The organism is Anaerolineae bacterium (assembly GCA_016931895.1).
Lineage (GTDB): Bacteria > Chloroflexota > Anaerolineae > 4572-78 > J111 > JAFGNV01.
In genome coordinates, this window is sequence record JAFGDY010000292.1 from 1 (window position 1) to 21039 (window position 21039).

A 21039-nucleotide genomic window follows, 5' to 3' on the forward strand; every position below is an offset into this window, starting at 1 on the left:
GTATGATTAATCAAAATAGGATTTGGAAGAAATTATATGGCAGCAAAAAAAGGCAACATCTTATTAGAAGTTCATAACCTGAAAAAATATTTCCCCATTCAACAAGGTTTTTTTCGAAAAGTTGTCGGCTACGTCAAGGCGGTGGATGGGATTGACCTGTTTATCCGCGAAGGTGAAACATTGGGACTGGTCGGCGAGTCGGGCTGCGGCAAAACTACCACCGGACGGCTCATCCTGCGGGCCATTGACCCCACCGAAGGCGAAGTGATGTTTCGGCGTAATGGTGATATGGTGAACATCGCCGATATTCCCCCCAGAGACATGAAGGCTTTACGCCGCGATATGCAAATTATTTTCCAGGACCCCTTTTCCTCGCTCAGCCCCCGGATGACTGTGCTGGATATTGTCGGCGAACCGTTGCAGATTCACGGCATTGTCAAAGGCAACGAACTCAAAGCGCGGGTCCGGGAACTGCTTGAAGCGGTGGGTCTCAAAGCCCAACACATGAACCGCTATCCTTACGCCTTCAGCGGCGGGCAACGACAACGCATCGGTATTGCCCGCGCCCTGGCCCTGCAACCCAAACTGATTGTGTGCGACGAACCGGTCTCGGCCCTGGACGTATCCATTCAAGCCCAGGTGCTTAACCTGTTGGAAGATTTGCAGAAAGAGTTTGGGCTAACCTACCTCTTCATCGCGCACGACCTGTCGGTAGTGGAACACATCAGCGACCGGGTGGCCGTGATGTACCTGGGTAAGATTGTGGAGACGGCCCCGGCGGAAGAACTCTATGCCAACCCTCTTCATCCCTACACCGAGGCCCTTCTTTCGGCCGTGCCGCGCACCGACCCGTCGCACGTGTCCAACCGGATTTTGCTCGAGGGCGATGTGCCCAGTCCGGCCAATCCACCGCCCGGCTGTAAATTCCACCCGCGTTGCCGTTACGCCGAAGCCATCTGTTCGGAAGAGGAGCCGAAGCTACGCGAAATTGACGTGGGCACGGACCATTACGCTGCCTGTCATCTGGTAGATAAACTGAGCCTGGTGGGCATCACCGACTGAGACGATCCAAACCTGAAAGTGGGCCAACTATCGGCGCGCCTAAAGTGGTACAACAATTTCTTGTTCCTAAACCCGGTTGTTTTTGTTCTTTAACTCCAGGTTCGATGCTTGATTGGCCCACACCGGGGGGTAAAAAATATCTATAGAGTCTCCTTAGCGTACCCATCAGCGCAGGTTCTGAAACCCTGGCTGGCGTACGTCCTCCTTAGAGCGGGCGGGTTCGGTGCACTATTCACCGTGGTGCACCGAATTTCGCCTTTTATTGCTTACGCAAAATGCCACCCAAATAAGCAGACCCTTGCAGAAAACAATTAGAGTTAGGAGTAAAAAGTTAAAATGAAATACGTAAAGCTTGGCAAAACCGATCTTACTGTCTCAACAATGACCCTGGGCTGCTGGGCCTTTGCCGGCGGCGACCTGTGGGGGCCGCAGGATGAGGCCGATTCCATCGCTACCGTGCATGCGGCTTTGGATGTTGGCATTAATTTTTTTGATACGGCCGAGGGTTATGGGCGTGGCTATTCGGAAGAAGTTCTCGGTCGCGCCCTGGTAGGACGTCGGAACAAGGCCGTTATTGCCACCAAAGTGGGCCGAGAAAATCTATTGCCTGAAGCGGTGCAACAAGCATGCGAGAACAGCCTGCGCCGTCTCCAGACCGATTATATTGACTTGTACCAGATTCACTGGCGCGACCACGCCATTCCCCTGGCCGATACCTGGGCCGCTCTGGAAAAACTGCGCGATCAGGGTAAAGTGCAGGCCATTGGTGTTTGTAATTTTGGCATGCAAGATTTAGCCGAACTGGTAAATACGGGCCGAAGCGAAACCAACCAAATTCCTTACAATCTGCTCTGGCGGGCGATTGAGTTTAAAGTCAGGCAGAAGTGCATTGAGGAAGGCATCGGGATTTTGCCCTATAGTGTTTTAATGCAAGCCCTGCTTACGGGCAAATACGCTTCGCCCGACGATGTGCCCGAGGGTCGGGCGCGTTCGCGGCATTTTTCCAAAAACCGGCCCCGCTCCCGCCACAGTGAAGCGGGCTGTGAAGCGGAAACATTTGCCGCCATTGAGGAAATTCGCCGGATTAGCCAGAAGATTGAGCAACCGATGGCCAATGTGTCAATGGCCTGGTTACTACACCAGCCGGGGATCACGTCCATCATTGTTGGCGCCCGCCACCCGGGCCAGATTGAACGGAATGTTAAAGCGGTAAACCTGGCCCTAGCGCCGGACATCATCGCTGAATTGAACGAGGCCACAGAAGAAGTTAAACAGAAGCTAGGCCCCAACCCGGATATATGGCAGTCAACTTCCAGATTCCGGTAAATATTAAATTAAACCGAAGGAAAGGTTATTTTTTATGAACCAGGCGCAGAAAAAAGTCAGCTCAAAAATAAAACTGTCAATGTTCATTGACCCCGAACCGGAGCAAGACCAACTATTATTTGCCAAACAACTTGGCCTGAACTATGTGTATACCTGGGTGGAAGCGCACCAGCGTGATCACGAATTTCTGGCCAATTTGGGGGAAAAGGTAGCCAAGGCAGGTTTGACCTTGTACAATGCCGGGAATTACGATATAGCCAAATCTGATAAAATCCATTTGGCTCTGCCGGGCCGGGATGAAGTTATTGCCGAATTCAAAACTTTTATCCGCAACCTGGGCCGGGCCGGCATTCACACCACCACTTTCACCTGGGAACCCTCACAGGTGTGGAGTTCAACGCCGGGCCAAACGCGAGGCGCAGTCACCCGCCGAGTTGACCTGGCCGAAATGAAACGCCGTCCCCTGACGCATGGCCGGACGTATACCGGGGACGAAATTTGGGAGAATTTCACCTATTTTATCCGGCACATTCTGCCGGTGGCCGAAGAGGCCGGTGTGCGGCTGGCCCTGCATCCCAATGATCCGCCGGCCCCAGCCTTGGGTGGTATCCCCTGCTTGATTCACAGTTTTACGGATTACGAACGGGCCTTTGAAATTGCCAATAGCCCCTACCTGGGCATGGAGTTTTGCACCGGCTGCTGGCTGGAAGGCGGCGATGATTTTGGCAATATGCTGGAAGCTATCCGTTATTTTCACGCGCAAGGAAAAATTTTCATTGTTCACTTCCGCAACGTCAGCGCGCCGCTGCCTGAGTTTGTGGAAACCTTCCTGGATAACGGCTACATGGATATGTCTCAGGTGATGAAAGTTTTTGTAGAAATTGGCTATGATGGCACCATGATCCTGGACCATACACCCCAATTTACCGGACCATACGCCCAGGGCGGCGGCACAGCTTATGCCATTGGTTACATGCGGGCCTTGATTGAACGGGCTGAAGCCGAGTTAAACAGCGAATAAAAGCTAGCAGGAGCTACAAATGACCATCCTAAAATATCATGAAACTCCCGCCGAAAAAATTGCCCGAAAAGTAGAGCGCCGGTTGGCTCATCTTAAAAACTTAATGATTGTGGTAATTGATTTTGACGACGGCCCCACGTCTGAACCAGACCCACCCCATGCTCACCCGCACGAACAGGTATGTTACGTGGCCGAAGGAGAAATCATCTTTTTTCTGGCAGATGAGCCAACCCACCTGAAAGCCGGGGATGTGTTTCTGGTCCCTTCGGGGCAGCCCCACACTATTCAACGCTTAACCGAGCACGTGCGCTTGGTGGATTGTTTTACCCCCATCCGGGAAGATTTTTTAAAATAGAGGAGATTCAATATGATCGGTGAAACATGGCAGTCCGAGTTCCGCGAGTTCAACGATGAAAAAACCGGGCGTTCCATTAAACAATTGACCGCAACCGGCAACAATGTGCATCTCTACTTTACCGAAAACTCGTTTGACGCCGCCAAAAATCAAATCATTTTCCGCTCCGACCGCGCTTCGGGCGAAGACAAAGCGCCCCACGAGAGACCCCTCTACAATCTTTTTAGCATGAACCTTGACACGGGCGAAATTGTGCAACTGACGGATGAAGCCGGCCCCGTTAGCTACATAAGCAAAACCCCCGATAGCCAGATTGTGGTTTACGTGACCGGCAACAAGGTTAAAAAGCTTATCCCCGCCACCGGGGAAACTTCGGTGGTTTACGAGGAAAGCGAAAACTATAACTTGGGCATACCCTCTATCAGCCGCAACCGGCGTTATATTGCCTTTTGCCGCAACGAGCAGGTTGGCGTTGCCCGCGGGCCAAACTATACCGGCTTTAAGGATAATTTTTACCTGATTAAAGATGGCCGGATTACCCTAGCTTACCTGGATGGCTCCGGTTGGTTTGACGCACTTAAAGACACCCACCACAGGTGGGCCATTTCCAATTTTGCCCGGACGACAGCACCCTGGGCATCTATTGCCACGAAGGGCCGTGGAACCTGGTGACGCAGCGGATATGGTTCCTTGATTTTGTCTCCCGCCAAGCCAAACCCTGTTTCCGTCAAAAGGAAGAAGACTCTATTGGGCACGAATTTTGGACCCGGGACGGCTACGTTTTTTTTGATAATCGCGGCCCCAACCACGACGGCACCATCACCTCCGATCGCACCCAGGCGGTAGCGACCGAGGTGGCGGTTAATGAGAATGCGATGATTCCTTTTGTGGGGCTGGTTGACCGCCACGGCAGGCTGGTCAAAAAGATTGATATGCCCTACTACTGCAACCACTATCATGCTAACCCGGATAACACCGTTTTGGTGGGGGATGATGTGGATGATTTGGTCCTGATCAACATCTCCGGCGCAGAACCTTCACTCGAGGTGTTGTGCCATCACAAAACGTCGTGGCATACGCAAAGCAGTCACTGTCACCCCACCTGGGATTGGGACGGCAGGCGCATTCTGTATGCGTCCGACCACGGGGGAAAAGTCAACCTTTATTTGATTGAACCATAAGGAGGGTAAAAGCGTGAAAGTGCTGTTTATTGGCGGTACAGGCGTAATCAGTTCGGCGTGTTCGCAATTGGCCGTAGAACGTGGCCTTGAACTATATCTGTTAAATCGAGGCCAAACCTCACGCCCCATCCCTGAAGGCGTCCACGTTTTGCGCGGCGATATTCGCCACAAAGCCTCGGTGGAAAGCGTTCTCAGGGATGAAGTGTTTGATGTGGTGGTAGATTGGATTGCCTTTGTCCCCGAGCACATCGAAACCGATCTGGAACTTTTCCGGGGACGCACGGGCCAATACGTATTCATCAGTTCGGCCTCGGCCTATCAAACGCCTCCGACCAGCCTGCCGGTCACCGAATCTACCCCGCTGGATAATCCTTATTGGGAGTATTCGCGAAATAAAATTGCCTGTGAAGAAAGTCTGGTGCAAGCGTATCGTGCCGAAAAATTTCCCATCACCATCGTCCGCCCATCGCACACGTATGATCAAACCAAAATACCAACCGGCGGCTATACCACCATTGACCGGATGCGCAGAGGCAAAAAGGTTATTGTTCACGGCGATGGCTCTTCGCTGTGGGTGTTAACCCATCACCAAGATTTTGCCAAAGGTTTTGTGGGCCTGCTGGGTAATTTCCACGCCATTGGTGAAGCTTTCCACATCACCTCTGACGAGGTGCTCACCTGGAACCAAATTCATCAAATCCTGGCCCGCGCCGCCGGGGTTGAGGCCAAATTGGTCCATATCCCCTCGGAGTGTATTGCGGCTTATGATCCGGAGTGGGGCGCGAGTCTTTTAGGCGATAAAACTAACAGCATGATCTTTGACAATACCAAAATCAAACGCCTTGTGCCCGATTTTTCTGCCACTATTCCCTTTTCTCGCGGCGCCGAGGAAATAATGGCCTGGCACGATGCCGACCCGGCCCGTCAAACCATTGACGAGGATTATAACCGCCTGGTAGATAAAATAATTGCGGCGTATGAGTTAGTGTGGCCGGAGAAACGGCATTCACCATTGCGGTAACAACATGCACCGTCTTGCCCCGGTGTATGCCCAATTACCGGCCACTTTTTTTGATGTAGGTTGGGGGTCTGACGTGGCCCGGTGTCGGGAGGCGCTGCCCGACGTTTTCTTCAACCTGCGTCTCAACCCGGTACGCATGCTGCAATGTAGCCCGCAAGAGATTGCCAACGATACGGAAAAACTCCTGATGGCGGCTGGCCCATTGGCGCAGGCAGGTGTTTGCTGCATCAATATGGATGATGGCACGCCCGACGAGAATATTTTTGCGATGATGGAAATTGTTCAGCGCTATCGGCGCTTTGGGGCATAGCTATTACTTTTACCAATACATCCCTTTCAAAAAACGTACTTGGAGAAAAAAATTATGGCTTCAAATTGGCAAAATTTTAAAGTAGCCGCTCAACTTGGTCAGCCTGAACAGGTTCCGGTGGCCCTCATTGTTGATAGCCCGTGGCTGCCCGGCTACGCGGGCATTGACACGCGGGATTATTACCTCTTTCCCGATAAGTGGTTGGAGATCAACCTGGGTTTGTTGGAGCGTTTCCCCGATGTGGTCTGGATTCCCGGCTTTTGGCTGGAATATGGCATGGTCGCCGAACCCTCCGCCTTTGGCGTTAAACTTCAATTCCACACCGACAGCCCTCCCTCTATTGAGCCGGTAGTCACCGACCTCTCTTTTTGGGCCAACGTAAAACCGGCCAATCCACAAACCGACGGGCTGATGCCGCTGATCCTCCGCCTGTACCAGGTGATGGACGAACGCCTGCAAGCCGAAGGGCTGGGCATCAAAATGGTCTGTGCCCGCGGCCCCATGACAGTCGCCTCGTGGCTGGCCGGGATGACGCCATTATTGATGGGATTTGCCGTCAACCCGGATCGGGTTTCACGCATTCTAAATGCCGTCACCACCACCATTATCCGCTGGCTGCATGCCCAGTTAGATTGTCTCCGACAACCGGAAGGCATCCTGTTGCTCGATGACATTGTGGGCATGGTTTCTCAGCAGCATTATGAAGAACTTATTCAGCCACATTTACGCCGTATCTTTGATGAGTTTGAGGGACTGCTACGCATTTACCATAACGACACCCCCTGCCCCCACCTGTTGGCCAGTTTGGCCGAGGCTAATTTTGACGTGTTCAATTTCAGTCATAAAACAGACATTGCCCAGGTGAAGGCCAAAATGGGACATCGGGTGGCCTTGATGGGCAATGTTCCCCCCCTGGATGTGGGGGTGCGGGGCACCCCGGCAGATGTAACCCAGGCGGCTCAGGAATGTCTTGATAAAGTTGCGCCTGGCGGGGGAATGATTCTCTCCTTTGGTGGTGGAGTTTCGCCGGGAACCCCACCCGAAAACATTGCAGCCCTGGCTAAAACGGCTCTTGAATGGTCGCAGGACCACAATAAGTGACAAAACTCAACCTTTGTTGACATAATTTGTAGTATTATGGTATACTTTTCATAATCCCAAAAATTACATAACCATTTAAGGAGTGGGATTATGGCTGCTAACTTTGATTTTGACGAAACGTATGATGACACTGAAATGGAAGCTGAAGAGGAGGCCCCTCCCAAAAAACGCAGTCCCCTGCGAATCATCTTATTGGTTTTATTGATCCTGGTGCTGCTGTGTGTGGTTTGTTATGGCGGGGCAAACCTCTTGGGAGGTACGCTCGTTAGTTTCCTGCCGGCCCAAGTGCAAAACGTGATTCCTGGCGGCGGCGAACCCGCTACCATAGCGCCGGTTCTTGATACCGCCACCCCAATCCCCACCGAAGCTGCTCCTGAAGAGACCACCGAGCCTGTGCCCACTCAAGAACTTCCTACCCCTGATACCGGCGAACTTCCGGCTACCACTGAACCGACCGGCGAACCGGTCCCGCCAACCGAAGCGACAGTCCAACCAACGGAAGAGCCTCTCCAACCAACCGGGGAACCCGGTGAAGCGACACCTACTACTGAGCCGGTGCCAGGCCCTACCTCAACGCCCACCCTGGCCCCACCTCCAACCCCCGAAACCGGCCCAACCGTAGCGATTACGCCCGAAAGCTGTGAGAACAATAGCCCGCCTGTGGCCAACGCCAACGGGCCGTATACCGCCATGATGGGCAAGGGCCAGGCATTTGTCGCTTTTGAGGCGACCGGGTCTGTTGATTCGGATGGAACAATCATCCAGTACAAATGGGATTTTGGCGATGACAGCGCCCCGGAAACAGGCGAAGCGGTTATTCATGGCTATACCAGTGTGGGAAATTACCTGGCCATCCTGACGGTAACGGATGATTGCAATGCTACCGGCCAGGACGTGGCTGAAGTAACCATTGTGGGACCTACCCCGCCTGCGCCGGGCGACACTCCAACTCCGCTGCCCACCAACGAGCCACTTCCAGCCGACGTGACCCTGGGGTTTTGCTACCTGGTTCAATACGGCGATACGCTTTCGGGCATAGCCTGGTATTATGGTTTAGCTATACAAGATTTGGCTATGGTCAATGGAGTTAGCCCCGAGTACATGGTCATTGCCGGTCAGGGCTTGTTCATTCCTCTGGGACAAATTACGGCAGGGCCTAATGCCTACCAGGTTCAGGCCAGCGATACGTTGGCCGGTATTGCTCGCCAATGCGGCTTGACCACTACGGCCCTGGCTCAAGCAAATGATTTAAGCCCCGGCGCCACTTTAAATCCGGGGCAAATCGTCATTGTTCCGTTGGGCCGGTAAATGAACAGGGTGTGGCGAGGCTAAAAATCGCCGCGGGATAGTATTGTTTGGAGAACGCTTATGCAAGCCATAAAAGAGAATCCTAGAGGGTTGTTCCGAATTGTCCTGCTGGGCCTGTTTGTGCTGGCCTTGCTCTGTTTGGTTGGCGCTCTGGTGTATAATCTACTTTTGACCAATGGCGATGAAGTGGTTGTTGATACCCCCACACCCACTGTTACGCCTACTGAAGGTCCAGAAGTTGTTGCCTCCCCCGAAGAGCCAACGGCGACCCCCACCCTGGTAGTTATAGAGGAGACGCCAATTCCAACAGAAGAATCTACTGCCGAACCTACGGAGGAGCCAACGGCAATCCCCACACCCACTAAACAACCGTCCGATACAGAGTTACTCCCGGTTATCTCTCCGGGGGCCATTGAAGATTTACTGAAGAATGGGGACTTTGAGGAAGGATTTGATGCCCAAGGAGTTGCCCTGGAGTGGCAGAATTTTCAAACCGATAGTGTGGCTGTTAATTTTTCCAGGGAAACGGCTATCCCCTACATAAAAAGTGGTTCCGCCGCCCAAAGAATCACTTTGGCGCAGGCTACGCAGCCAAACCGTTATGCCGGTATCTTCCAGCAGGTGAACATTGTCCCCAATGAACCCTACAGCGTAACCCTCCACGGCCAGATCCGCACCGGCTTTGCCGACGTTAATCAAAGTAGCTATGGCTACCGCATGCAATATGCCGTTGACCACAGCGGCGACGACAATTGGCAAAATATTCCCGAGACAGATTGGATTGAGTTACCCTGGGACGAACAATTGTTGAACTCGGCCGAAGTAAAGTTTTTGGAGTATGCCACCACCATCACCTCAACCTCGGAGCAAATCACCTTGTTTGTGCGAGCCTGGAATAAGTGGGCGGATCCGGGCGAGGTCCAATATACTCTTGATGATTTGAGCCTGGTTGGCCCCTCTCCCCGCGTGGGCAGCCCGGAAACTGAAGAGGCCTTAATTGACCAGCCGCTGCCAACAACGGGCGAGGGTGACTCTGCAAACTTTATCGGCAGTGGCCCTTTTTGGGGCGCATTACTTGTTTTGCTGCTTCTGGCAGCCGGCGCTATTTATCGGGCCAAGTGGAGCTATTAAAGTTTGATTTGCAGTGAAGCAAGGTTGCCGTTGTTTCCGGAAAGTCGTTCCCGTAATCCCAAACGGCTAAATCATACAAGAGGCAGCGCCAATAAGGGCTGCCTCTTTTGCTGTTCCCCCACATCCATGAAAGGGCCTAAAAAGAACCATACCCAAGCATCAAAAACAGGCCAATTAAAATGGGTTGATGAACGAGATAAATCAGTAGCGAGTGCCGGCCCAAAAATTGCAAAACGCGGCTGGGCGCAACCTGAGAAAAATCCGGCAGGTCAAACCGGCGCCCACCTTGGGGATAGAAGGTGTAGCCGGCAAATACACCCAACAAGGCAAGGCTAAACCAGGGCAATACCGGATAATAATCCACCATCGCCACGCCAGCCTGTTTCACGCCCAGCCAGATGAGCCAGGGATAAAACACAACCAGTGAATCTACATAAATTCCCAGCCCAATGGCCACTAAACCGGCTATAAAACTGGCCCACCTGTTCCAATGCAAAAACGGATAGGCCAGAATGATCGACAACCCCAGCAGGTGCAGGATTCCAAAAATCACAAAACCCCGGCCAATGAAAAAGTAGGTAGCGGCGGTAATGAGCATACCCCAGCCAAAAATTTTGACCCCCCGCAGGAAAAACTTTCTAAAGAGCTTGGGCTGACCGGTCTGCCGTTTGGCCCGGTTGTAACTGAGGGTCAAAGATACGCCCATCACCCCAATAAAAATGGTGGCAATAAAGCGGGCAAAACTTTGCCAGGGTCCAACCAGCATGTTGGTCTGGTACAGGCCAAAGTAGTGCAAGTCCCATATAAAATGGTAAAATACCATTAACACAATAGCCATGCCGCGAAGTGTATCTATTTCCCAAAGCCTGGACGACTTGTTGATTGTTGGCACTGCTTCTTCACCCTTTGCTGCTCACTCCAAGTCCTGCAACTGGCTCTGAATTTTGGCCGCCTGTAGCTCAAAGTCGGCCAGCCGTTCACGCTCCCGGTCAACCACCTCGGCGGGGGCTTTTTGCACAAAGTTTGGGGTGTTGAGTTTGGCCTGGCCTGCGGCAATTCGTTGTTGCAGTTGGGCCAGTTCTTTCTGGAGCCGCTCTTTTTCTGCCGCCAGGTCAATCATGCCGGCCAGGGGCAGGTAAATTTCAATGCCGCCGCTGATAACCTGACCCACCGCCTGCTCCGGCTTTTGAGCCAGACCGGGGACCAGGTGTAAGGCGTCCGCGTCCAGGCGGGCCAGGTTAATAAGAATTTCTTGATGATTGGCCAGCATCTCCTGGTATTCGCCGGCGGCAATGTAAGCAATAATGCGCCGGCCCGGCTCAACGTTGTACTCAGCGCGAACGTTGCGGATGGTCCGAATGATTTCCATCAAGATGGACATCTGCGCCTCGGCTTCTTCGTCAAGGCCGGTAAACGATTGCCCCGGCCAGCGCGCAATCATCAGGCTTTCATAATCGTGGGGCAGGTGCTGCCAGGCGGCTTCGGTAACAAACGGAATGTAAGGATGGAGCAGCCGCAAAGAACGATCCAGCACGTGAACCAAAACCCGGCGCACCGTAGCCTGGGCGCGGGCGTCCGTGCCTTGCAGTCGAACTTTGGCCACTTCAATGTACCAATCGGCAAATTCGCTCCAGAAAAAGTCGTACAGTTGACGGCCCGCTTCGCCAAAATTGTAATCGTCAATGAGCCGGGTTACATCCTGGATAAGCCGGTTCAACCGGCTCAATATCCAGCGGTCGGGCATGGTCAGGCCGGACAGGTTCCAGGTGGCCGCACCCGATTGAAACGCGGTGCCCAGATTATTGACCACAAAGCGGGTGGCGTTCCAAATTTTGTTGCCAAAGTTGCGGTTGGCCGCAATGCGGTCCAGGGACAGATTCATATCGTTGCCGGGCGTTGAGCCGGTGAGCAGGGTAAAACGCAGGGCGTCGGTGCCGTACTCATCCATAATTTCCAGGGGGTCAATCACGTTGCCCGCGCTCTTGCTCATTTTTTTGCCGTGTTCATCCCTAATCAGGCCGTGCAAGTAAACGGTGTGGAAAGGGATGTCGCCAGCGTATTCTAGACCGCTCATAATCATGCGGGCCACCCAGAAGAAGAGGATGTCATAGCCGGTTTCCATCACGTCGTTGGGATAATAGCGGCGCAAGTCGGGCGTGTCATCGGGCCAGCCCAGCGTGGAAAAGGGCCACAGGCCGGAGCTAAACCAGGTGTCCAGCACGTCCGGGTCTTGTTCAATATGCTGGCTGTGGCAATGGGCACAGTGAGTAGGGTCATCACGGGTCACGGTCATCTGGCCGCAGTCCTGACAATACCACACCGGGATGCGATGGCCCCACCACAGTTGGCGACTGATACACCAATCGCGGATGTTTTCCATCCAATTGTTGTAGACACGGGTGAAACGCTCCGGGATAATTTTTATCCGGCCATCGGCCACGGCTTGCAGAGCAGCCTCGGCCAGGGGTTTGGTTTTCACAAACCACTGGGTTGACACCAGCGGCTCAATGATTTCCCCCCCGCGTTGTGAGCGCGGCACAGGGGAGCGATGCGGTTCGGTTTTGAGCGTTAGCCCGGCGACTTCCATATCGGCCCACAGATTTTGGCGACACTCAAAACGATCCTGGCCTTGATATGGCCCGGCGTTTTCATTCATGGTAGCGTTTTTATTGAGAATGTTGATAACGGCCAAGTTATGCTGGCGGCCAATCTCAAAGTCGTTGGGGTCGTGGCCGGGCGTAATTTTTAGCGCGCCGGTGCCAAATTCAAGGTCAACGTACGGGTCGGCAATCACGGGGATTTCGCGGCCTAACACCGGCACCAGGCAGTGTTTGCCCACCAGGTGGGTGTAGCGTTCATCTTCAGGATGGACGGCCACGGCCGTATCGCCCAGGATGGTTTCGGGGCGGGTGGTAGCCACGGGGATGTATTCCACGCCAGTTTCGGCCCGGTCGGCTTCGGTGAGCATATATTTAAAATAGTAGAGGTAGCCTTGTTCTTCGGTATACTCCACTTCCAAATCACTCACCGCCGTTTGCAGGCCAGGCGACCAGTTGATGAGATATTCGCCCCGGTAAATAAGGCCCTTTTCATACAACCGCACAAAGGCTTCGCGCACGGCCCGGCAGAGACCCTCGTCCATAGTAAAGCGCTCCCGGTCCCAATCACACGAAGCGCCCAGGCGGCGATGCTGCCGGGTGATTCTGCCGCCATACTCCTCTTTCCAGGCCCAGGTTTTTTCCAAAAATTTTTCGCGGCCAATTTCTGCGCGGCTGGTGCCTTCTTCGTGCAGGGTGCGCTCAATTTGCAGTTGGGTGGCAATGCCGGCGTGGTCGGAACCCGGAATCCAGAGCGAAGCCCGGCCATGCATGCGGTGATAGCGGATCATCAGGTCTTCAATTGAAGCGGTGATGGCGTGCCCCAGGTGTAAGGCCCCGGTTACATTGGGGGGAGGCATGGCAATAACAAAGGGGGGGGCCTTTTCTCCGGCAATCTCCGGTTTGAAGTAGCCTTTGCTCTCCCACCAATTATAGAGTGGTTCTTCAAACAATTTGGGATCGTAGGCTTTGGCCATATTGTTTGGATCAATAAGCAAATTGGGGGGTGACTGGTCAGACATATTTTTTGCTCCGTATTGAATGTATGTTTGCCCGCCGGCCCCCGGCTGCGACCCGGCGGAGAATCATCTCCGGCGGCCGGGGGGTCCGGCTGTAAAAAAAAGACCCTTTCATCCTCAAGGACGAAAGGGATCACCTTTTCGCGGTACCACCTTGATTGCCGGATTTTATAACCGGAACCCCAAAATTCACGAGCTAACGGCTAAATTTCCAGCCTCTTTCATCACGCTAACGGGCGAACCCGGAATAACTTAATCTGCCGCGACTATAAGCATTTCAGTTACTCGACTCCCAGGCGACCTTCAGCAGCGATGACGGGGCAAGGCTCGCAGCTCATTAACCCTGCCTCTCTGACAGTCTCAGACTGCCTACTCTTCCTGTTCGTAGTCCTTTAATAATAAAAAAGGGCACCATGGGAATCACCATTGTCCCCCATAGATGAGCATAGTATAGCCGACCAGGGGCGGGATGTCAAACGGTTTGCGGGAGAAATCAGGGCCAAACTTTAGCCCAGCAAAAACCAACTCAGCCAGCTTATGGACTGGGTGCCGGCCCAGGCAAAGATCATGGTTTTCAGTGTTTTGCCCAACCAGGCGGCAAAGAGGAATTTATGAAAGCCATATCCCGATGCGCCGGCGGTAATCCCGGCCAGGTCAATCAGGGGATTGGGGATGGCAGATAGCCCAAAAACGGTCAGCATGCCGTGATTTTCCATCCAGTACTGCATGCGCGTATACAATTGTCGGTTTTCAATAACGGCCCGCCCCCCGTAGCCGGCCAAATAGCCGGTTGACTCGCCCAGGGCCTCGCCAATACCTGCCACCAGACCCACTAATGGCCAATGTAACGTGGCCCCCATGCTAAAGGTAACAGCCAGGGCAGGCACGGGTAAAATAATGGTGGCGTTGGCAATCAAACTGATGAGAAAAACGGCAAAATAGCCGGTGCTCCGATATTCCTGGATTTTGGGGGCCAGCAGCACAATGGCCACAGTAATGCCCAGGGCGGATAGAACGGCAATCGCCCGGCCCAGAATTTGCCAAAAGGTCAAGCGCCGACGTTGTCTAGCTGGGGGCATGGATGGTAAAGGTTCAATTGCTGTGATTGGTTCGGTCAGGGTATAGATTCCTTACTGGGGTGTAATGATAGTATGCGTTAATGTACCATGAACGGCTTCTAAGTCAATTTTATTGGCCAAAATCTGAAGGCTCTTGGGAGGCGCGTTTGAGAATCAAAGCCCACCCGGTTGACGGGTCGTTTTTTAGAGAAAAATTCATCCCTGTCGTAGCGTCGGGATTGTTGGTCCATGACCGGATAAAATCTTGGAGCGACACCTCAGCCATACCCAGGGTAGAACCGGCAAATTTTACCTTTTTTGAGCGCACGCTGATGCTTTCAACCAGTAGAAAGTGGCCCACCGACCCCGCATTTTCAGTGGTCAGGCGGTACCGTCCATTTTCTTTGCGCACGTGCACCAACACAATAGCCACCCCTTGTTGGCGCAGATGGCCGGTCAGGTTGCTGAGGTGGTAATGGTGATTGTATTCAATAGTAAAGGGCTGGCCCAGTTCATTGTTGAGCGTGGCGATGGTGTTTACCATGCCCCATGTAGAAATGCCCGAAGCATTAAACCCATTGTTTACGGCTATATCACGCAAACGGCCATAATCAGGACTAACGCCCAAGGCGTGGGCTGCGGCAAACAGGGCCACCGGCCCACATGCGCTGTTAGTGCCCGGCGCAAAAAACGGCTCAGGGTAAAGCACCTGGTTGACCTCCGGCGCATCAACAGAACTGCCGCCCATAGGATAAAGTTGCGGCAACAAAATATAAACAGGTTCGCGGGTTGGCCGGGGGGTAGGGGTAAAACCGGCCGGGAAACCGCTTTCGGCTAACACATTGGTGGGCACGGGCGTGGGCGGCAGCATAAGGGGGGTGGCCGTGGGTATTGGTCGCGGCGGCCCGGCCCAGGGTTTGATGGTGGCCGTGGGGCTTGGCTCAAACGCTACCATGGGGGGGGAGACGGACGAAGCGGTTACCAGATCGGTGCAGGTAAAAAAGTAAACCGCCCCCCCCATTATCACCAGGTCAATGACGATAATGGCTCCTAAAATGATTTTCCAACGTTGTGAGATAAAACCCGGCAATTTTGAAACCTGTAGTGAATTTACATAATATAAAATTTACCATAAGCCTGGCCTGGAGTCAATGATTCTATAGCCCTTTGGGGCTTACAAAATCCCAAAAAAGCAGGGGGCTTGAAACATCTTGCCGTGAGGGGCCGGCCCAATCAAAAATCCTATTGACCCTACTCTTTAACCTGTGATACATTATATTTGACCACAAAGTGCTGGTCGGAAGAGAGCCATAGCTTATGAGCGAGCAAAGGTTAAGGAAAATATTGATCGTCGCGGATAAGCGAATTATTGTCCAGAATGTTGAGCAGAGCTTAAAGGATTTGGGGTATGTTGTGCCGACGATTGTTTCCTCTGGGGCGGAAGCTGTTCAAGAGATAATCAAGACTGAGCCAGATTTGGTATTATTGGATATTAGGCTGGAAGGTGAGGCGGATAGCCTGGCCGGGCAAATCCGAGAGCGGTTTGGTATTCCCGCAATTTTTTTGGCCCCGGAGGTTAACGACCAGATTTTACAACAGACGCGAATGGCTGAACCGTTTGACTATGTGCTGGAGCCGTTTGCGGCCAGGGAATTACAGCTTACCATTGAAATGGCCCTATACCGGCACATGGTTGAAAAAAAGCTTAAGGATAGTGAAAGACACGAATTTATTGTCAACACGTCTAAAGATTTTATGACCTTGATTGACCGCAACCACACTTATGTGGCGGTCAACGAGGCCTATTGCCAGGCCCATCACAAAAACCGGGCCGAAATGATTGGTGAAACCGTGGCCAATGTTTGGGGCCGGGAACGGTATCTATCCCAAATCAAGCCGGCCTTAGACCAGTGTTTGGCCGGGGCAGAGGTGCATTATCATGGCTGGTTTGAAATCGTCGATCTGGGCCGGCGCTGTTTCGACGTGGTTTATTACCCTTATGACGGCGGCCATAAAACGGTTACGCATGCGGTGGTTGTCTCTCGGGACATCACCGAACTGAAACTGGTGGAAGAGGAAGTGCAACGCCGTAATCGAGAGTTGGTTCTGCTCAATGAGGTGATTGCCGCTTCGGTGACAAGCCTGGAACCGGAGGCTATTCTGGAAACAGCCTGCCGCGAGTTAGCCCTGGCTTTTGACGTGCCCCAGGCCACGGCCACGTTGCTTAATGAGGGTAAGACCGCCGGCGTGATTGTGGCCGAGTATGCCGCCGCAGGCCGGCCTTCAGTTTTGCATCAGACCATCCCCGTCGCTGATAATCCGTTGTTTCACTACTTACTCAACTACCAAACGCCATTGGTGGTAGATGCCGCCGCCAACGACCCGCGCCTGGCTCAAGGCGATGAATTTATCCGAAAACATGATGTTGTTTCATTTCTGCTTGTTCCGTTGATTGTGAATGGAAATGTGATGGGCAGCTTGGGCCTGGATGCCATTCAACCCCGCTCTTTTTCAACAGCAGAAGTTAATCTGGCCTGGAGTGTAGCCGACCAGGTGGCCGGGGCGCTGGCCCGGGCCTGGCTCAACCAAGAGCATCGGCGGCTGAACACAGCTATTGAGCAGTCCGTAGATGGGGTGATCATCACCGATACCGAGGGTAAAATAGTTTATGTCAATCCCGCTTTTGAGCGGATGAGTGGTTATCGTCGTGCCGAGGTAATTGGGCAGAATCCATGCCTGCTGCAAAGCGGCAAACAAGAAGCAGCCTTTTATGAAAAATTATGGGCTACAATTTCCACCGGTCGGGTTTGGCACGGGCGTTTTGTTAATAAAAAGAAGGATGGTGTTTTTTATACTGTGGATGCTACCATCACCCCAGTTCGCAGCGAGGGTGGCCTGGTGACCAATTACGTTTCGCTTCAACGAGATGTAACGCGCGTTTTACAGTTGGAGGAACAACTACGCCAATCGCAAAAAATGGAAGCCATTGGCCGTTTGGCCGGGGGGGTTGCGCACGATTTTAATAATATTTTAACCGTCATCAATGGCCATAGTGAGCTTTTGTTGCAACGTTATCTCGATCCCCAGGACCCGGTGCGGTGGGAAATCCAGCAAATTCAAGAGGCAGGGGAGCGAGCCGCAGTACTGACCCACCAGTTATTGGCCTTCAGCCGTCGCCAATCGGCGCAGCCACGATTCTTGAATCTCAACGACGTGGTAACCGGTATGCAGAAAATGTTGCGCCGGTTGATTGGTGAGGATATTGAATTAAAGATCAAGCTCAAGCCAACATTAGGGATGGTTAAAGCAGATTCAGGGCAGATGGAACAGGTTTTGTTGAATTTAGTGGTTAACGCCCGTGACGCCATGCCCCAAGGCGGCAGGCTAAGCATTGAAACGGCTAACGTTGATCTGGATGAAACTTATGCCGAACAACATCTTGACTTCACCCCCGGCCCCTACATTATGCTGGCCGTAACAGATACGGGGGTTGGCTTGGATGCAGACACACAGTCACATATCTTTGAGCCGTTCTTTACCACCAAGGAATCTGGTAAAGGGACCGGTTTGGGATTATCAACCGTTTATGGTATTGTTAAGCAGAACGGGGGCTACATTTGGGTTTACAGCGAATTGGGCCAAGGAGCGATTTTTAAAATTTACCTACCACGGGTAATAGCAGAATCAGAAGAGATCGGGCCTCGTCCAGTGCCGGTGACCTCCCTGGAAGGCACAGAAACAATTTTGCTGGTAGAAGACGAAGCCAATGTACGTTTAGTCACCCGCAAATTTTTAGAGAAGCAAGGATATACCGTGTTAGAAGCCGGTCAAGCCAAACAAGCCTTGCAAATAAGTCAACAATATGCCGACCAGATTGATTTGTTGGTCACCGATGTGATCATGCCCGAGATGAGTGGCCGTGAGTTAGCCGAACGGCTGGTCCGAATGTTTTCTAAACTCAGAGTTCTCTATATCTCCGGTTACGCCAACGAGTCCCTCAGCCAACATGGGCTCTTGGGAGCAGGCATTGCTTTTCTGGAAAAACCTTTTTCCTCAGAGGCTTTAGCCCGTAAAGTGCGCGAGACCCTGGATGCGGGTTAAAACTTTGTCCCAAAATAACGTCGCCCGGTTACGCTTGCTCTTGGGGCTTGTTATTATTTGCGGACAAAGCCGGGGAGTGTTATGTTATAACTCTTGAGCCGCGTTGAACCCTCACCTCGTAAAAATTGAATCTCTGTCGCAATAAAAAATTGCCCATGATATTGGGTAAAATATGCTATATGAAAGCGCAGCAAAGTTCTGTAAGATTAAAGTGAATATCTTAACAAAGCTAAATCTGGATAAAAGTCAAAATGAAAAATGACAAAGAAGAGGTGCTTTTTCATGTAAAGGTAATTCTGGCGGGTGACGGGGCTGTGGGCAAGAGCAGTTTATTGCGTCGGTATGTATTTGACGAATTTACCGAACAACACCATATGACCCTGGGCATGGACACGCATACCAAACTAACCCGGGTGCCCGGCCTGGGCCGGGTGAAAATTCATACCTGGGACCTGGCCGGCCAGCCCCAGTGGTCGGCGGTCCGGGAAAGTTTTTATCTCGGCTCCCATGCGATGGCCCTGGTTTTTGACGTGAGCCAGCCGGAAACAATTAAACACTTGCCCAATTGGGTGCGCGAGTGTCGAGCCAAAGCGCCCAATATTCCAGTGCTGGTAGTGGCCAGCAAAATAGACCTGCCCCAAAAAGTGCCGGTTGACAAGATTGCCAGGTGGGCCAGAGAGAATGGGTATGATTACATTGAAACCAGCGCCAAAACCAATTATAATGTGGAGACTATGTTTGAAAAATTAGGGACGATAGGGGTAAATTTTGCCCTGAAAAGTCGCTAACCACGCCGGATAAATTTTGTTTCCATCAACTCAAATAACGCGGCTCCTGTAACTGATATGGAAAAGAAATATACCATCCTATATATTGACGATAATTGCGATAATAGAGTGTTGATTGAACGATTCCTCAGTTTTGAGGGCTTTGAGGTGCATGCGGTAGCCACCGGGCAGCAAGGGCTAGATCTGGCTGCGGAAATTTTGCCCGATGTTTTCCTGATAGATGTTCATTTGCCCGATATTAATGGTTATGAAGTTATTGAGATTCTTAACAGCCGCCACGAGACCCGATCTATCCCCAAAATCATTTTTTCAGCCAGTGACAGCCAACCAGAAGGGAAAAAAGTAAATTATGATCACTTTATTGGCAAACCCCTGGACGTAAATACCCTGGCTGAACAGATTAAATACGTCATTCAGCATCCCCGTACGCTCCCCAAAATCTAAAAGCCTTATTTCGCCAAAATTACTCTCGTTCCCAAACTGGAGTTTGGGAACGAGAAAAATGCTGACCCTAACAGTTCAAATTTTGAAAGGAAAATGATGAATATAGAAACTCAAGCTATTCATGCCGGTCATCAAATTGACCCGGCCACAGGAGCAATAACGCCGCCAATTCATTTGTCCACAACGTTTGAACGACAACCCGATGGACGTTATCCCCACGGCTACGATTATTCCCGCAGTAGTAACCCCAACCGGGATGCTTTGGAGCGAGTGATGGCTTCGTTAGAAGGGGGCAGCGACGCCGCCGCTTTTGCTTCCGGTTCGGCAGCAACGATGACCATTCTTCAGGCGCTCTCGCCGGGCGACCACGTGATGGCCCCCACCGATCTCTATTTTGGCATCCGCAAATTGCTGACAGACGTTTTTATGCCCTGGGGCCTGGCTGTAACTTTTGCGGATACCACCGATCTTACCGCTGTGCAAAATGCAATGCAGGCTAACACCAAACTGGTATTGATCGAAACTCCGTCGAATCCGCTGATCAAAATCACCGACATTCGGGCCATAGCCGAGATAACTCACCGCTCGAATGCTTACCTGGTTTGCGATAACACCATTGCCACCCCCATTTTGCAGCGCCCCCTTGACCTGGCCGCCGACCTGGTGATCCACGCCACCACCAAGTACCTGGGCGGGCACAGCGACATCTTGGGCGGCGTGGTGGTGGCCAAAACCGATAGCGAGTTTTGGCAGAGAATCCGGCATATTCAACACCTGGGCGGCGCAGTGCCTTCGCCGTTTGAATGTTGGCTGGCACTGCGGGGTATCCAGACCCTCCCCTATCGCGTCCGCACTCAGGCCGAAAATGCCCTGCAAGTGGCGCATTTTCTCAGTACTCACCCGGCGGTTGAGCGGGTCCATCATCCCGGCCTGAAAACACATCCGGGACACGCGATTGCTGCCGCTCAGATGGCGGGGTTTGGCGGGCTGTTCTCATTCCAGGTTAAGGGTGGACAGGCCGAAGCAATGGCCGTGGCGGCCAGGGTGAGTGTATTCACCAGGGCCACCAGTTTTGGCGGCCCGCACAGCCTCATTGAGCACCGCGCCTCTATTGAGGCAGCGGGCACAAAAACGCCGCAGAATTTATTACGGGTATCCATTGGCCTGGAAAATGCGACCGATCTCATCCAAGACCTTCGCCAGGCTCTGGAATGAT

17 protein-coding genes, 1 pseudogene and 1 other annotated feature are annotated in these 21039 nt (G+C 52.5%); of the genes and pseudogenes, 14 read left to right on the forward strand and 4 right to left on the reverse strand.

Features of this window, described 5'->3' with window-relative positions; translation table 11 throughout:
* Positions 1–36 precede the first annotated feature (36 nt).
* The 10 genes and pseudogenes from JW953_22315 to JW953_22360 all read left to right on the forward strand — a co-directional run bounded on the left by JW953_22315 (position 37) and on the right by JW953_22360 (position 9816).
* Positions 37–1062, forward strand: a complete 1026-nt coding sequence (locus JW953_22315; protein ID MBN1995440.1) for a dipeptide ABC transporter ATP-binding protein — start codon at positions 37–39, stop codon at positions 1060–1062.
* A gap of 336 nt (positions 1063–1398) precedes the next feature.
* The gene (locus JW953_22320; GenBank protein MBN1995441.1) at positions 1399–2388 is read left to right on the forward strand and encodes an aldo/keto reductase; all 990 of its coding nucleotides are present in this window, start codon (positions 1399–1401) and stop codon (positions 2386–2388) included.
* Positions 2389–2422: 34 nt separating this feature from the next.
* Positions 2423–3409: a mannonate dehydratase gene (locus tag JW953_22325; GenBank protein ID MBN1995442.1), complete on the forward strand. Its 987-nt coding sequence runs from the start codon at positions 2423–2425 to the stop codon at positions 3407–3409.
* Between the two features lie 19 nt (positions 3410–3428).
* Positions 3429–3764 (forward strand): cupin domain-containing protein, encoded by a 336-nt coding sequence (locus JW953_22330; protein ID MBN1995443.1) that lies wholly within the window; start codon positions 3429–3431, stop codon positions 3762–3764.
* 12 nt (positions 3765–3776) lie between these two features.
* Positions 3777–4945, forward strand: a pseudogene (locus JW953_22335) (PD40 domain-containing protein).
* Positions 4946–4958: 13 nt separating this feature from the next.
* Positions 4959–5966 carry an SDR family oxidoreductase gene (locus JW953_22340; protein ID MBN1995444.1) on the forward strand — a complete coding sequence of 336 codons (1008 nt, stop codon included), beginning with the start codon at positions 4959–4961 and terminating at the stop codon, positions 5964–5966.
* Positions 5967–5970: 4 nt separating this feature from the next.
* Complete coding sequence (locus tag JW953_22345) at positions 5971–6276, forward strand: hypothetical protein (protein MBN1995445.1); 306 nt, start codon at positions 5971–5973, stop codon at positions 6274–6276.
* Positions 6277–6330: 54 nt separating this feature from the next.
* Entirely contained in the window at positions 6331–7377 is a 1047-nt protein-coding gene (locus tag JW953_22350) for a uroporphyrinogen decarboxylase family protein (GenBank protein ID MBN1995446.1), read from the forward strand.
* A 90-nt stretch (positions 7378–7467) separates the two neighbouring features.
* On the forward strand, positions 7468–8685 hold the full coding sequence (locus JW953_22355; protein MBN1995447.1) for a LysM peptidoglycan-binding domain-containing protein: 1218 nt from the start codon (positions 7468–7470) through the stop codon (positions 8683–8685).
* Positions 8686–8745: 60 nt separating this feature from the next.
* Positions 8746–9816: a hypothetical protein gene (locus JW953_22360; GenBank protein ID MBN1995448.1), complete on the forward strand. Its 1071-nt coding sequence runs from the start codon at positions 8746–8748 to the stop codon at positions 9814–9816.
* Positions 9817–9952: 136 nt separating this feature from the next.
* Here JW953_22360 and JW953_22365 read toward each other — a convergent pair whose 3' ends face one another.
* The 4 genes from JW953_22365 to JW953_22380 all read right to left on the reverse strand — a co-directional run bounded on the left by JW953_22365 (position 9953) and on the right by JW953_22380 (position 15580).
* On the reverse strand, positions 9953–10708 hold the full coding sequence (locus tag JW953_22365; protein MBN1995449.1) for a DUF1624 domain-containing protein: 756 nt from the start codon (positions 10706–10708) through the stop codon (positions 9953–9955).
* A gap of 21 nt (positions 10709–10729) precedes the next feature.
* Positions 10730–13435 (reverse strand): valine--tRNA ligase, encoded by a 2706-nt coding sequence (locus JW953_22370; protein ID MBN1995450.1) that lies wholly within the window; start codon positions 13433–13435, stop codon positions 10730–10732.
* 113 nt (positions 13436–13548) lie between these two features.
* Positions 13549–13827, reverse strand: a binding site (T-box leader).
* 111 nt (positions 13828–13938) lie between these two features.
* Entirely contained in the window at positions 13939–14511 is a 573-nt protein-coding gene (locus JW953_22375; protein MBN1995451.1) for a VTT domain-containing protein, read from the reverse strand.
* A gap of 109 nt (positions 14512–14620) precedes the next feature.
* On the reverse strand, positions 14621–15580 hold the full coding sequence (locus tag JW953_22380; protein MBN1995452.1) for a hypothetical protein: 960 nt from the start codon (positions 15578–15580) through the stop codon (positions 14621–14623).
* Positions 15581–15807: 227 nt separating this feature from the next.
* On the opposite strand from JW953_22380, the gene JW953_22385 reads away from it, so the two are divergent.
* From JW953_22385 to JW953_22400, 4 genes are all read left to right on the forward strand, one after another.
* A complete protein-coding gene (locus tag JW953_22385) occupies positions 15808–18591 on the forward strand; it encodes a PAS domain S-box protein (protein ID MBN1995453.1) in 2784 nt (927 codons plus the stop codon).
* Positions 18592–18842: 251 nt separating this feature from the next.
* The gene (locus JW953_22390) at positions 18843–19379 is read left to right on the forward strand and encodes a GTP-binding protein (protein ID MBN1995454.1); all 537 of its coding nucleotides are present in this window, start codon (positions 18843–18845) and stop codon (positions 19377–19379) included.
* 57 nt (positions 19380–19436) lie between these two features.
* The gene (locus JW953_22395) at positions 19437–19823 is read left to right on the forward strand and encodes a response regulator (GenBank protein ID MBN1995455.1); all 387 of its coding nucleotides are present in this window, start codon (positions 19437–19439) and stop codon (positions 19821–19823) included.
* A gap of 96 nt (positions 19824–19919) precedes the next feature.
* Positions 19920–21038 carry an aminotransferase class V-fold PLP-dependent enzyme gene (locus JW953_22400; protein ID MBN1995456.1) on the forward strand — a complete coding sequence of 373 codons (1119 nt, stop codon included), beginning with the start codon at positions 19920–19922 and terminating at the stop codon, positions 21036–21038.
* Position 21039 lies beyond the last annotated feature (1 nt).